Raw genomic sequence first — 13109 nt, 5'->3', positions numbered from 1 at the left:
ACCAATCACTGATGAACGACAGGACGCCCATGCCTACGCCTCTCGATGGCGACGCCGTCGCGAACGTGCTGCGCACGCGCCGCACCGTGCACGATTTTCTGCCCGAGCGCATTGCCGACGACATCGTCGAGCGCGCCATCGAGGTGGCGCGCTGGGCGCCCAACCATCATCGCACCGAGCCCTGGCGCTTCTACGTGCTCGGCGCCATGGCGCGCACGCAGATCATCGCACGCAACACCGAACTGGTGCGCGCCGAGAAAGGTGATCGCGCCGCCGAGATCAAACGGCAACGCTGGCTGGAAGTGCCGGGCTGGCTGCTGATGACCTGCCTGCGCAGCGATGACGCGCAACGCGAACGCGAGGACTACGCGGCCTGCGCCTGCGCCGCGCAGAACATGATGCTGACGCTGTGGGCCGACGGCGTGGGCTGCAAGTGGACGACCGGCGCGATTACGCGCGACCCCGAGCTGTTCCACATGCTGGGTCTGCATTCCGCGCGGGAGTTCGTGGTCGGCCTGTTCTGGTACGGCCGTCCGGCGAGCGTCGTCGAACAGCAACGTCGACCGCTGGCGCAGGTCTTGGCGCGTATCGAGTAAGGGCGTGGCGATGCGGGTGGTGACGCGCGAACTGTCGGTGACGACGCACGGTCGTGGCTATGTCGAAATCAGCGACGCGCTGAACGCGCTGGTGCTGGACAGCGACATGCGCGTCGGCCTGTGTTGCCTGTGGATTCGTCACACCAGCGCTTCACTGCTGGTGTGCGAGAACGCCGACTCGGAAGTGTTGCGCGACCTGGAGCGCTTCATGGCGCGCCTGGTGCCGGACGGCGACGCGCTGTTCCGGCATGTCGACGAGGGCGACGACGACATGCCAGCCCATGTGCGCGCGGTGTTGACCCATACGGATCTGAACATACCGTTGCGGGACGGGCGCCTGGCGCTCGGCACCTGGCAGGGCGTGTTCCTGTGGGAACACCGCCGCCACGGCCATCAGCGGCGCGTCGAGGTGACGCTGCTCGGTGAGTGAGGCTCAGTGCCTGGCGCCGGCGGCGCGGGCGCGGGCCGCGGCCGCCGCGCGTGCGGCGGGCTCGTCCGCCACCGCTTCGCGCCAGCCGCCGAGATGATCACCGACCAGGCTGGCCAGCAGCTCGACGTGGCGCGGGCTGTCGTTCAAGGCCGGGATGTAACGCAGCTCACCGCCGCCGGCCGCGCGGAACCTGTCGGCGTTCTGCAGAGCGATTTCTTCCAAGGTTTCCAGGCAGTCGACGGCGAATCCGGGACATAGCACGTCGACACGCCGGGTGCCGGCCTTGCCGAGCGAGTCGAGCGTGAGATCGGTATAGGGTTCCAGCCAGCGCGTCGGTCCGACCCGCGATTGAAAACTCACCATGCAATTCTCGGCATCGAGCGCCAGGGCTTCGCGCAGGAGGCGCGCGGTCGCCTGGCACTGGCAGAAATACGGATCGCCCGCCAGGAAGTATTTTTGTGGCAGGCCGTGGAAAGACAGCAGCAGGCGCTCGGGGCGACCGTGCGCGGCCCAGTATTCGCGCACCGAATCGGCAAGCGCGGCGATGTAGCGCGGGTTGGCGTGGTAATCATTGATGAAGCGCAGCTCCGGCACCCAACGCAGGCGCGCGCAATGGGCGAACACCGCGTCCATCACCGAGGCGGTGGTCGGCGCCGCGTATTGCGGATAGAGCGGCAGCACCACGATGCGTCGCGCGCCGTGCGCGGTGAGCGCATCGATGGCGCTCGCGATCGACGGCGAACCGTAACGCATGCCAAGCGCGGTGATGATGGCGTCGCCATCGCCCGCCAGCGCGCCGCCGAGTTTGTCGGCGAGGCTTTGCGACAGGCTCAGCAGCGGCGAACCCTCGGCCTGCCAGATCTTGGCGTAGGCATGGGCTGAACGCCGTGGCCGGATATTGAGGATCACGCCGTGCAATATCGGCCACCATAGCCAGCGCGGCGTTTCGATGACGCGCGGATCGCTCAGGAATTCCGCCAGGTAGCGCCGCACCGCGCGCGGCGTGGGCGCGTCCGGCGTGCCGAGATTGCACACCAGGACGCCGAGTCGCTGGCGTTGACCGTGCGCGTAATCCGGCGTGCCGGCGTAATTGGCCATCGATGGTTGTTCTCGCGAGGAAAGGACGCGACGCTACACCATGGCGTCGTGTGCTGAAAGAGCGCGCGTGGTCTTCATTGCGCCTCGCGCAGACCGTCGGCGACCGGCGCGCCGAGGATGCGTGCCGCGACCCGCCAACCGATGAGCGCCAGCGCCAGTACCGCCGCCACGATGCCATGCACGGGAATGCGCCAGTCCGGCTGGTAGGGAATGTCGAGGACGCGTGTCGCCAGCAGGCCCGCGGTCAACAGCGCACCGCCGCTGGCGAGCGTGCCGGCCACCACGCCGATGACCACGAATTCGCACAGCACCGCGCTGCGCACGAAGCGCCGCGACGCGCCCAGGGTGCGCAGCAGGACGGTGTCCTTCAGGCGTTCCTTCTGGCTGGCCTGCACGGCCGCCGCCAGCACCAGGCCGCCCGCCGCCAGCGCGCACAGGAACACCCAGGTCAGGGCCTGCGCCACGCGATCCATCACCTGGCGCACCTGGCGCATCAAGGCGTCGATGTCGATGACGGTCACGCTCGGAAAGCGCTCGACCATCTCGGCCATGAGGCCCGGCTCGGCGCCCTCCAGACGAAAACTCGTGATGTAGGTGGCCGGCGCGGAGGCCAGCAACTCGGGCGTGGTGACGACGAAGAAATTGACCTGGAAGTTCTCCCAGTCGACCTTGCGCAGACTGGTGATGCGGCCATGCACTTCGCGATCGGCGATGAGGAACGTGAGCTCATCGCCGAGGACGAGGCCCAGGGTCTCGGCGATGCCCTGTTCGACCGACAGTTCGGCGCGGGCCTGGGGTGTCCACCAGCGCCCCGCGACGATGCGGTTGTCGCTTTTCATTTCGAGTGCCGTGGACAGGTTGAATTCGCGATCGGCGAGGCGTCGCGCGCGCTGGTCGCTGTAGTTGTCCGGCACCACCACCGCACCGTTGATGGCCGTCAGTCGCCCGCGCACCATGGGATAGAAATCCGCCGTCAGCTTGGCGTGGGCGCGCAGGAAATCGCGCAGCGCCGCGACTTCATCGCTCTGGATGTTGATCAGGAACTGGTTGGGTGCGTCGGGCGGCAGATGCGCGCTCCATTGGCGGAACAGGTCATTGCGCACGAGGCCGAGCAACAGGATCACCGCCAGGCCGAGTCCGATGGCAGTGGTCTGCAGCACCGACAGGCGCGCGCGCCGCGCCACGCTCGCAAGACCGAAGCGCCAGCTCATGCGCGTCTGGTTGCGCAATCTGCCCAACAAGCGCACCAGCCCCCAGGCGGTGGCCGCCAGTAGCAGCGCCGACACCAGCATGCCGCCGAGGGCCATCGCCACCAGGCGCGGATTGCCGCTGTGCCAGGGCGCGATCGCGATGAAGGCCAGCACCATGCCGAGCAAGCGCCATGGACGGGCATCGGGCAGACCGGTCCGATCGCGTGACAGGATGGCGGTCACCGGCAGGCGACCGAGACGTGCGAGCGCCGGAATGGCAAAGCCACACAGGGCCACCATTGCCACCCATGCGCCGTGCAGCAGGGCCAGCGGCGCCGGCGCGCCGCCCGCGAATTCGGCCATCGGCACCAGGCGCTGCACCAGTACGCGTTCCAGCAAGAGTGCCGTGCCGTCGCCGAGCACGGTGGCCGCCAATGCCAGGTACAGCGTTTCACAACACAACAGCATGACCACCGCGCGGCGTGTCAGACCGAGGGTCTTCAAGATTGCGACCGTGCCTTCGTGCATCTCGGCGTAGCCGGTCGCGGCCAACGCGATACCGATGGCGGCCAGCATCACGCCGGCAAACGCGGCGAGACTCAGGAAGCGCTCGGCCTGGCTGAGCGCCGCGCGCATCTCGGGGCGCGCACTGCGCGGATCCTGCACGCTGTCGCCGCGGCGTAGTTCCAACGCTTCGCGATAGCGGGCGATGGTCGCGGCGCTGCCGGCCAGCAAGGTGGTGTAGGTGACGCGGCTGCCGGGCACGACCAGGCCGGTGGCGGCGAGATCCGCGTAGTGCATGAGCACTCGCGGCGCGATCGAGAACAGGTCGCTGCCGCGATCCGGTTCCAGCACCAGGATGCGCGACAGGCGCAGCCGGGCGCTGCCTATCGTGAGCGTGTCACCGGGGGCGAGTTGCAGGAGGCCGGCGAGCTTGGCTTCGGCCCACACTTCACCACGCGGCGGACCGTGGCTGATCGCCTGGGCCGGCGCGTCGACGCGCTCGGCGACCAGCAACTGTCCGCGCAAGGGATACGCGTCGTCGACGGCCTTCAGTTGCACCAGCTGCAGCTGTTCACCCTTGCCGACTACGCTGCGCAGGTTGGCCACGCGCGCATGCCGCAGGCCGAGCGCCGTGGCATCGTTCACGTAGCCATGGGGCGGTGGCGCACTGCCGAGTACCGCGAGATCGCCGGCCAGCAAGGCGCTCGATTCGGCCACCAGCGCGCGATCGACGCGCGTCACCAAGAGGCTCACGGCCACCGTGCTCGCCACCGCGATGACCGTCGCCGCCAGCATGACGGTCAGCCGACCACTGGCCAGGTCGCGGCACAACAGGCGCCATGCCAGCCGCCACAAGGGCAGCGCCGTCGCTCGCGGCTCAGTCAAGCAGCCGCCCGCCCGCCAGCGCCAGGCGGCGATCGCAGCTGGCCGCCAGTGCCGGATCGTGGGTGACGATGACCAGCGTGGTACCGCTCTCGGCATTCAGACCGAACAGCAGTTCGGTCACGGCGGCGGCATTGCTGGCATCCAGGTTGCCGGTCGGTTCGTCGGCGAACAGGATCGCGGGCGCCGTGCAGAAGGCGCGCGCCAGGGCCACGCGCTGCTGTTCACCGCCGGACAACTGACGCGGAAAATGCGCGAGGCGATCGCCGAGACCGACTCTCGCCAGCATCGCTTGCGCGCGCTCCCGCGCGTCGGATTCGCCCTTCAGTTCCAGCGGCAACATGACGTTTTCCAGCGCGGAAAAACTGCCGACCAGGTGAAAGGCCTGGAACACGAAGCCAATGTGATCGCGACGCAACTCGGCGCGTTGATCTTCATCCAGGCCGGCCAGCGAGTGGCCGAGGATCTCGACGTCGCCCTCGCTCGGACTGTCCAGCCCGGCCAGCAGGCCGAGCAGGGTCGACTTGCCCGATCCCGACACACCGGTGATGGCGACCGTTTCGCGAGCGCCAAGGCTAAAATTGATATCATCCAGTATGCGTAGCGCACCCTCGGGACCAATGACTTCCTTGCTCAAATGCCGCGCGCGAATGACGTGGCCCTGCGCGTGGTCCGCGCTGCTGTGCTTGGCGTTGGTCATGCTAGTGGCCGGGCCCTGCCGCGCAGCCGGGGGCGACGCGCGGCAATCCATCCTGATCCTCGGTGACAGCCTGAGTGCAGGCTATGGCATTGACTTGAAGGATGCATGGCCAAGCCTGTTGGCCGCGCGCCTGTCCGAGGAAGGCTATCCGTATCGCGTCGTCAACGCCAGCATCAGCGGCGAGACCACCGCCGGCGGCATGCGCCGCCTGCCGGCGCTGCTCAGCGAACACCGGCCGGCGATCGTGGTGGTGGCGCTGGGCGCCAACGACGGCCTGCGTGGTCTGCCGGCGACGGAGCTGCGCAAAAACCTTGCAAGCATGGTGGATGCGGTGCTGGCCAGTGATGCGGTGCCGGTCTTGTTGCAGGTTCGAGTACCACCGAATTATGGGCCGCAATACACTGCCGCCTTCGAGGCCGTGTTCGGCGAGTTTTTCGCGCGCCCGGAAGTGGTGGCCGGCCCGTTTCTGCTGGACGGCTTTGCCGCCGATGCCAGCGCATTTCAGCCGGACGGCCTGCACCCGCTGGCGGCCATGGAGCCGCGCATCCTGACCACCGTGTGGCCAGCTGTCAGCACCGCCATCGATGCAGCCAAGCAGAGGAAAGCAAATCCGTGAATTTCTGCAGTCGATGCGGTTCCAAGCAGATGGTGTGGCGCGTGCCCGATGGTGACAATCGTCCGCGCCACATCTGTGATGCCTGCGGTGAAATCTTTTACGAGAACCCCAAGATCGTGGCCGGCTGCATCCCGGTGTGGGGAGAGCAGATCCTGTTGTGCAAGCGCGCCATCGAGCCGCGTTTCGGCTGGTGGACCTTGCCCGCCGGCTTCATGGAAAACGGTGAGACCACGGCCGAGGCGGCCGCGCGTGAAACCTGGGAAGAAGCCTGTTCACGGGTGGAAGTCGAAGACCTGTTCGCGGTGTTCAACCTGCCGCAGATCAACCAGATCTACATGATGTTCCGCGCCCATCTGCCGGTGCTGGAATTCGCGCCGGGCACCGAGAGCCTGGAATGCAAGCTCTATTACGAGCATGAGATCCCGTGGACGGATCTGGCTTTTCCGACCATCACCCATACCCTGCGTTACTATTTCGAAGACCGCGCGCGCGGCCGCTACGAACTCCATTTCGGCGACATCGTGCGCGAAGGTCATCACTCGGTGATGGTGCCGCGGCGCGTGCCCGTCGAGATTTGAACCGGATTCCGACTGACTGCCCAGGTACAGACATGAGCGACAAAACCCTGTTCGAGAAAATCATCGCGCGCGAGATCCCGGCGGATATCGTCTTTGAAGACGAGCAGTGCATCGCCTTTCGCGACATCAACCCGCAGGCGCCGATGCACGTGCTGGTATGTCCGAAAAAACCGATGCCGATGTTGTCCGACGCCACCCCCGCCGACAACGCACTGCTAGGTCATCTGCTGGTGACGGCCGCGGCGGTCGCCAACAGCCAGGGTTACGGCGATGCGTTCCGGGTCGCCATCAACAACGGCGCCGCGGTCGGGCAGTCGGTATTCCATCTTCATCTGCATGTCTTGGGCGGACGACGTTTCACCTGGCCGCCGGGCTGAGAGCATCGGAATAGCACGTTGCCGTGTGCGTTGCGCACGGCGCGGAAGAAGGCATGGAGGACGAACGCATGTGCCGAATGCTGTCGGCACATGCGCTGGCAAAAGCGTCAGCGACGCATGGCGTCGAAGAAGTCGGCGTTGTTCTTGGTCTGCTTCAGGCGTTCCAGCAGGAATTCCATCGCCGCGATTTCTTCCATGGGATGGAGCAGCTTGCGCAGGATCCACATCTTCTGCAGCTCATCCTGCTTGGTCAGGATCTCTTCGCGACGCGTGCCCGAGCGATTGATGTTCACCGCCGGGAAGATGCGCTTTTCGGCAATCTTGCGGTCCAGGTGGATTTCCATGTTGCCGGTGCCCTTGAACTCTTCATAGATGACGTCATCCATGCGCGAGCCGGTATCGATGAGGGCGGTGGCAATGATGGTCAGGCTGCCGCCTTCCTCGATATTACGGGCCGCGCCGAAGAAGCGCTTCGGGCGCTGCAGGGCGTTGGCGTCCACGCCACCGGTCAGCACCTTGCCGGAGGACGGCACGACCGTGTTGTAGGCGCGCGCGAGACGCGTGATCGAATCGAGCAGGATGACGACGTCGCGCTTGTGCTCGACCAGGCGCTTGGCCTTTTCGATCACCATTTCGGCCACCTGCACGTGGCGGCTGGCCGGTTCGTCGAAGGTACTGGCAATCACTTCGCCGCGCGTCGAACGCTGCATCTCGGTCACTTCTTCCGGACGCTCGTCGATCAACAGCACGATCAGGTAGCAGTCGGGGTGATTGGCCTCGATTGAATGGGCGATGCCCTGCAGCATCATGGTCTTGCCGGCCTTGGGCGGCGAGATCACGAGTCCGCGCTGACCTTTGCCTATCGGCGCGGCGAGATCGATCACGCGCGGCGTGAGATCCTCGGTGCTGCCGTTGCCGAGTTCGAGATGCAGACGTTTTTGCGGAAAGAGCGGGGTGAGATTTTCGAACAGGACCTTGTTCTTGGCGTTTTCCGGCGGCTCGAAATTGATTTCGCTGACCTTCAGCAGGGCGAAGTAGCGTTCGCCTTCCTTGGGCGGGCGAATCTTGCCCGAGATGGTGTCACCGGTGCGCAGGTTGAAACGTCGGATCTGGCTGGGCGACACGTAGATGTCGTCGGGACCGGCGAGATAGGAGCAGTCGTTGGAGCGCAGGAATCCGAAACCGTCGGACAGGATCTCGAGGACGCCATCGCCGGAGATGTCTTCGCCCTTCTTGGCGTGCGCCTTGAGTATGCTGAAAATGACGTCCTGTTTGCGGGACCGGGCGACGCCCTCGATGCCCATTTCATCCGCAAGATCGACGAGTTCGGAGGCCGGTTTTTGCTTGAGTTCGGTCAGATTCATCGTTTAAGAGTCGCGTGTGGGATTGAATCGCGGGACGCATGAGCGCGGCGCGATGGGGTGCCAAAAGAAACTTGATTCAGTGGAGGTCGGATCAGGGCAGGCCGCCAGGATCCGTACTCAGGAAAATAGCACGCTCGATGGGTGCCGTCTACCTGTCGAAAACAAATCCGGATGCCTGCGCCGGGACCGTGGCGCAGGCACCGCCGGGCATCAAACGTTGCTGTCGATGAAGGCCGTCAACTGCGACTTGGTCAGCGCCCCGACATGCGTCGCGACGATGTTGCCTTCCTTGAAGAGCATCAGGGTCGGGATGCCGCGGATGCCGTACTTCATCGACGTGGCCTGGTTCTGATCGACATCGAGCTTGGCGATCTTCACGCGCTCGGAATACTCCGATGAAACCTCTTCGAGGATGGGCGCGATCATCTTGCACGGCCCGCACCACTCGGCCCAGTAATCGACGAGCACCGGCTTGTCGGATTTCAGGACGTCCGAATCGAAGGAATCGTCGGTTACGTGGATCATTTTTTCGCTCATGGGTGATGGAGTTTGTGGAGTGGTAAGAGCTTCATTTTTGAACGATCCTAAGCTCGATTGCAAGCTGGCGACCGGCTGCCCGGCGGCGCTCGACCACGCTCAATGGGGCCGTTTGACGCGGCCCGGCCATGTGCATTCACGGCGCTCCGACGCGCTGTCGAGCTTGGCGAGACACGCGCTATGGCGGCCGCAAGTCGCCACTCTTGAGAGCGTGCTCGCGCCCGGCCCGTGGTCGCCGATGGCTACGCCTGTCGCTACAATGCGCTCCTCGCGACGGTGCGTTGCCCGCGCGGTGCAAGGTGCAAAGCAGTCGAGCAATGTCGCGCGCGGCGAACCGCGGCTCCAACAGGATTACTACGGGACGGCTCATGAGCAGAATTCTTTTGTCAGTGGTGTTGCTGTGCCTGCTGGCGGCCTGTGGCCAGAAAGGCGACCTCTACCTGCCGGACGAGTCCGACAAGAAGCAGGACTTCGTCGCTCACTGACCAAGATTCACAAGAGGCGCTTGATGAGTATGCGTGGCTATCGCGACGGAGTTTTGCATGTCGACGGGGTGGACCTGCGGCGCATCGTGTCGGCGCTCGGCACGCCCTGCTATGTCTATTCGCGTCAGCAGCTCGAATCCAACTGGCGCGCCTACGATGGCGCTTTCGGTACGCGTCGCCACCGTGTTCACTACGCGGTGAAGGCCAACGACAATCTGTCCATCCTGCGCGTCCTGAAACATCTCGGCTCCGGTTTCGACATCGTCTCGGGTGGCGAACTGGAGCGTGTATTGGCGGCGGGCGCCAGCGCGGCCGACGTGGTGTTCTCCGGCGTCGGTAAATCCCGCTCCGAACTCGCGCGCCATCAGCGCCGGTGTGGCATGCATCAATGTCGAGTCGCGCGGCGAACTCGAGCGCGTTGCCGAACTGGCGACCGAACTCCAGCAGCCGGTCAAACTGGCGTTGCGCGTCAATCCGGATGTCGATCCGAAGACCCATCCCTACATCTCGACGGGGCTCAAGGAGAACAAGTTCGGCGTACCGCTCGACGAAGCGCTGGCGCTGTATCGAACCATCGCCGCGCATCCCCTGCTGCGCGCGGCGGGCATCGCCAGTCACATCGGGTCCCAGTTGACGGACATCGAGCCGGTGCTGGACGCCGTCACGCAAGTGGTGAACCTGGCGGAGAGCCTGCGCGCCGAAGGCATCGTCCTCGAGCACATCGATGTCGGCGGTGGCTTGGGCATCAGCTACCAGGACGAGACGCCGCCACCCATAGAGGCGCTGGTCGCTGCCGTGTGCGAACGCGTGCCGCCGCACTACGCGGTGATGATGGAGCCGGGGCGGTCGTTGATAGGCGCGGCGGGCACGCTGCTCACCACCGTCGAGTACCTGAAGACCACCGAGGTCAAGACCTTTGCCATCGTCGATGCCGCGATGAACGACTTGATGCGGCCGGCACTGTACGACGCCTGGCACGGTGTTGTGCCGCTCATGGCGCCGAGCGAGGGCGAGGCGCAGGTGCACTGTGACGTGGTCGGGCCGGTGTGCGAGAGCGGCGACTGGTTGGCGCGCGCCCGCGATTTGCCCGCCGTGCCGGGCGCCGTGCTCGCCATCCTCGACGCGGGCGCATACGGCTTCGCCATGACTTCGAATTACAATGCGCGGCCGCGCCCGCCGGAGGTGCTGGTCGAGGGCGACAGCTTCTCCGTCATCCGCGCGCGGGAGTCGCTGCCGGCGCTGATGGCCAACGAACGGGACCACCTCATTCCCTGATTTGCGCTCTATTGGTGCGAATCAAAACAGGCGCGCTTTATTTTGGTGCGTTTTGCGCCCGAATGGCGGCTAGTGTTCGCAGATTCAATGGCTTAGCATTGGCACACATCGTGCTCGGATTTGGCGCATACGGCAGACCGGGCAGCCTTTCTCTTGGCGTGCATGCTTTCTGCGACAAATTTTTGCGTCAGGCCTAACGTTTTTTTCTTTAAGTGGATGGTTGGAGGAATTACCCCATGTCAGTCGAGAGCATTCTGCAGACGATCAAGGACGAAGAAGTCAAATTCGTCGATATCCGGTTCACGGATACCAAGGGCAAGGAGCAGCATCTCACCGTACCGTCGCGCGAATGCAATGACGAGTTCTTCGAAGAAGGCAAGATGTTCGATGGCTCGTCCATCGCCGGTTGGAAGGGCATCAACGAATCCGACATGATCCTCATGCCCGATCCGTCGACTGCCGTGATGGATCCTTTCTTCGAAGAAAAGACCCTGATCGTTCGCTGTGACGTCGTCGAGCCGGCGACCGGCGAAGGGTACATCCGCTGCCCGCGTTCGGTGGCCAAGCGCGCCGAAGCCTATTTGAAGGCGTCCGGCGTCGGTGACACCGCGTACTTTGGTCCCGAGCCTGAATTCTTCATCTTCGATGACGTCCGCTGGGGCGTGGAAATGAAGGGCTCGTTCTTCAACGTCGATTCCGACGAAAGCTCCTGGAACTCCGCCAAGGTGTTCGACGACGGCAACATCGGTCACCGTCCGGGCGTGAAGGGCGGCTATTTCCCGGTGCCGCCGATCGATTCGCTGCAGGACATCCGCTCGACCATGTGCCTGGTCCTCGAGCAGATGGGCGTGCCGGTGGAAGTGCATCACCACGAAGTGGCGACCGCCGGTCAGTGCGAAATCGGTACCCGCTTCGACACCCTGGTCAAGCGCGCCGACGCCACCCAGATTCTGAAATACGTCGTGCACAACGTCGCGCATGGCTATGGCAAGACCGCGACCTTCATGCCCAAGCCGCTGGTCGGCGACAACGGCAGCGGCATGCATGTGCACCAGTCGCTGGCGAAGGATGGCAAGAACCTGTTTGCCGGCGACGGCTACGGCGGCCTGTCCGACATTGCGCTGTATTACATCGGCGGCATCATCAAGCACGCCAAGGCCATCAACGCCTTCACCAACCCGGGTACCAACAGCTACAAGCGCCTGGTGCCGGGCTTCGAAGCGCCGGTGTTCCTGGCCTACTCTTCGCGCAATCGTTCGGCTTCAGTGCGTATTCCGTGGGTGTTCAGCCCGAAGGCGCGTCGTATCGAAGTGCGCTTCCCGGATCCGTCCGCCAACCCCTATCTCGGCTTCGCGGCCATGATGATGGCCGGCATCGACGGCATCCTCAACAAGACCCACCCGGGCGATGCGATGGACAAGGATCTCTACGACCTGTCGCCGGAAGAGTCGAAGGGCATTCCGACGGTCTGCCATTCGTTGGACCAGGCTCTCGAGGCCTTGGATGGCGATCGCGAATTCCTGAAGGCCGGCGGCGTGCTGTCCGACGACGCGATCGACGCCTACATCGAGCTGAAGATGCAGGACGTCACCACGCTGCGCATGTCCACCCACCCGGTGGAATACGAGATGTACTACAGCGTCTGAGCGCGCTGACACAACTTGCGGAAAAGCCCCCTCACGGGGGCTTTTTTGTGCCGGCTGTTTTTTGCCTGGGCGACCTATAGACTGGCGCCTGGAACCCAGATTTGGCCGCGAAGACCATGATGCGCCTGCCCTTGCTGCTCTTGCTCCTGGCCGCTCTCGGCGATGTGCAGGCCGAGGTGTACCGCTGGAAAGACGCCGACGGCAACGTGATCTTTTCGGACCAGCCCCACGATGGTGCACAAATCATCGAACTGGGCCCGACCACGGTCATCCCCGGTGAGCCGCCGGTCGAGTCGGCCAAGCCGGCCGACGCCGCGGCCGAGTTATCCGCCACTCCCGACCAGCCGACGTCGTATTCGAGCATCGAAGTGGTGGCCCCGCCCGACGACGAGACCTTGCGTGACCAGCAGTCGGTCGCCGTCGATGTCGCCATCGAACCGGCGTTGATGGTCGATCTCGGCCACCGTGTGGTGCTGTATGTCGACGGCGTCGCCGCCGGGGAGCCCAGCGACAGTCCGCAATTCGTGCTGCCGGGCATGGCGCGCGGCAGCCACCAGCTCGCGGCGGCGGTGGTCGATGCGGGGGGCGCTGAATTGATTCGCTCCACCGCGACGGTCTTCCATTTCCACAAAACCTCCGTTGCCGACCCCAAGACCGGCAAGTCCCATCGACCTTCCCTGCCCACGCCCCCCAAGCCCAGGTAATTGGTCCGAATTTTGCCCTTGTTAACCTGAGGGCACCCGCCAGGTGCTTCCCGGACGCGGGCCGTCGCCCGCACGCCCGAATTCGGCCTCCTTATGGCCGGATGAAGGGTCAAACGGTGTAGCGACC

The 13109-nt window shown here is 64.7% G+C and carries 13 protein-coding genes and 1 pseudogene; 9 read left to right on the top strand and 5 right to left on the bottom strand.

Features of this window, described 5'->3' with window-relative positions; genetic code table 11:
• Positions 1-11 precede the first annotated feature (11 nt).
• Together IPM80_15875 and IPM80_15870 are read left to right on the top strand one after the other, a co-directional pair.
• The gene (locus IPM80_15875; GenBank protein MBK8959850.1) at positions 12-596 is read left to right on the top strand and encodes a nitroreductase; all 585 of its coding nucleotides are present in this window, start codon (positions 12-14) and stop codon (positions 594-596) included.
• A gap of 10 nt (positions 597-606) precedes the next feature.
• Positions 607-1026 carry a YjbQ family protein gene (locus IPM80_15870; GenBank protein MBK8959849.1) on the top strand — a complete coding sequence of 140 codons (420 nt, stop codon included), beginning with the start codon at positions 607-609 and terminating at the stop codon, positions 1024-1026.
• Between the two features lie 3 nt (positions 1027-1029).
• On the opposite strand, the gene IPM80_15865 is transcribed toward IPM80_15870, so the two are convergent.
• The 3 genes from IPM80_15865 to IPM80_15855 form a co-directional block, all read right to left on the bottom strand.
• Positions 1030-2124 carry a ferrochelatase gene (locus tag IPM80_15865; GenBank protein ID MBK8959848.1) on the bottom strand — a complete coding sequence of 365 codons (1095 nt, stop codon included), beginning with the start codon at positions 2122-2124 and terminating at the stop codon, positions 1030-1032.
• Between the two features lie 74 nt (positions 2125-2198).
• A complete protein-coding gene (locus IPM80_15860; protein MBK8959847.1) occupies positions 2199-4703 on the bottom strand; it encodes an ABC transporter permease in 2505 nt (834 codons plus the stop codon).
• Entirely contained in the window at positions 4696-5400 is a 705-nt protein-coding gene (locus IPM80_15855; protein ID MBK8959846.1) for an ABC transporter ATP-binding protein, read from the bottom strand. Before IPM80_15855 ends, IPM80_15860 begins: the two co-directional genes overlap by 8 nt.
• Between IPM80_15855 and IPM80_15850 the strand changes: the two genes are divergently transcribed.
• Genes IPM80_15850 through IPM80_15840 form a run of 3 tightly spaced genes read left to right on the top strand, consistent with a single transcriptional unit; the run spans position 5399 to position 6971 of the window.
• On the top strand, positions 5399-6016 hold the full coding sequence (locus tag IPM80_15850; protein MBK8959845.1) for an arylesterase: 618 nt from the start codon (positions 5399-5401) through the stop codon (positions 6014-6016). The genes IPM80_15855 and IPM80_15850 overlap by 2 nt on opposite strands.
• A complete protein-coding gene (locus IPM80_15845; GenBank protein ID MBK8959844.1) occupies positions 6013-6594 on the top strand; it encodes an NUDIX hydrolase in 582 nt (193 codons plus the stop codon). Before IPM80_15850 ends, IPM80_15845 begins: the two co-directional genes overlap by 4 nt.
• 32 nt (positions 6595-6626) lie before the next feature.
• Positions 6627-6971, top strand: a complete 345-nt coding sequence (locus IPM80_15840) for a histidine triad nucleotide-binding protein (protein ID MBK8959843.1) — start codon at positions 6627-6629, stop codon at positions 6969-6971.
• A gap of 107 nt (positions 6972-7078) precedes the next feature.
• Here IPM80_15840 and rho read toward each other — a convergent pair whose 3' ends face one another.
• Complete coding sequence (rho, locus tag IPM80_15835) at positions 7079-8335, bottom strand: transcription termination factor Rho (GenBank protein MBK8959842.1); 1257 nt, start codon at positions 8333-8335, stop codon at positions 7079-7081.
• 210 nt (positions 8336-8545) lie between these two features.
• The gene (gene trxA / locus IPM80_15830; protein MBK8959841.1) at positions 8546-8872 is read right to left on the bottom strand and encodes a thioredoxin TrxA; all 327 of its coding nucleotides are present in this window, start codon (positions 8870-8872) and stop codon (positions 8546-8548) included.
• Between the two features lie 317 nt (positions 8873-9189).
• Here trxA and IPM80_15825 point away from each other — a divergent pair, with 317 nt between their 5' ends.
• From IPM80_15825 to IPM80_15810, 4 genes and pseudogenes are all read left to right on the top strand, one after another.
• Complete coding sequence (locus tag IPM80_15825) at positions 9190-9357, top strand: lipoprotein (protein MBK8959840.1); 168 nt, start codon at positions 9190-9192, stop codon at positions 9355-9357.
• 23 nt (positions 9358-9380) lie between these two features.
• Positions 9381-10632: pseudogene (lysA, locus tag IPM80_15820) on the top strand (diaminopimelate decarboxylase).
• A 236-nt stretch (positions 10633-10868) separates the two neighbouring features.
• Positions 10869-12278: a glutamate--ammonia ligase gene (gene glnA, locus IPM80_15815; GenBank protein ID MBK8959839.1), complete on the top strand. Its 1410-nt coding sequence runs from the start codon at positions 10869-10871 to the stop codon at positions 12276-12278.
• Positions 12279-12379: 101 nt separating this feature from the next.
• Positions 12380-12982, top strand: coding sequence for a DUF4124 domain-containing protein (locus tag IPM80_15810; protein ID MBK8959838.1), 603 nt, complete (start codon positions 12380-12382; stop codon positions 12980-12982).
• The last annotated feature ends 127 nt before the right edge of the window (positions 12983-13109 follow it).

The sequence above is a fragment of the Pseudomonadota bacterium genome (genome assembly GCA_016719885.1).
Lineage (GTDB): Bacteria > Pseudomonadota > Gammaproteobacteria.
This window is presented reverse-complemented; position numbering and strand designations above follow the sequence as displayed.

Coding starts and splice junctions, on each gene's coding strand:
- IPM80_15840 (MBK8959843.1), top strand. CDS start 6,627: ATGAGCGACAAAACCCTGTTCGAGAAAATCATCGCGCGCGAGATCCCG.
- IPM80_15870 (MBK8959849.1), top strand. CDS start 607: ATGCGGGTGGTGACGCGCGAACTGTCGGTGACGACGCACGGTCGTGGC.
- IPM80_15865 (MBK8959848.1), bottom strand. CDS start 2,124: ATGGCCAATTACGCCGGCACGCCGGATTACGCGCACGGTCAACGCCAG.
- trxA (MBK8959841.1), bottom strand. CDS start 8,872: ATGAGCGAAAAAATGATCCACGTAACCGACGATTCCTTCGATTCGGAC.
- rho (MBK8959842.1), bottom strand. CDS start 8,335: ATGAATCTGACCGAACTCAAGCAAAAACCGGCCTCCGAACTCGTCGAT.
- IPM80_15850 (MBK8959845.1), top strand. CDS start 5,399: ATGCTAGTGGCCGGGCCCTGCCGCGCAGCCGGGGGCGACGCGCGGCAA.
- glnA (MBK8959839.1), top strand. CDS start 10,869: ATGTCAGTCGAGAGCATTCTGCAGACGATCAAGGACGAAGAAGTCAAA.
- IPM80_15855 (MBK8959846.1), bottom strand. CDS start 5,400: ATGACCAACGCCAAGCACAGCAGCGCGGACCACGCGCAGGGCCACGTC.
- IPM80_15875 (MBK8959850.1), top strand. CDS start 12: ATGAACGACAGGACGCCCATGCCTACGCCTCTCGATGGCGACGCCGTC.
- IPM80_15825 (MBK8959840.1), top strand. CDS start 9,190: ATGTCGCGCGCGGCGAACCGCGGCTCCAACAGGATTACTACGGGACGG.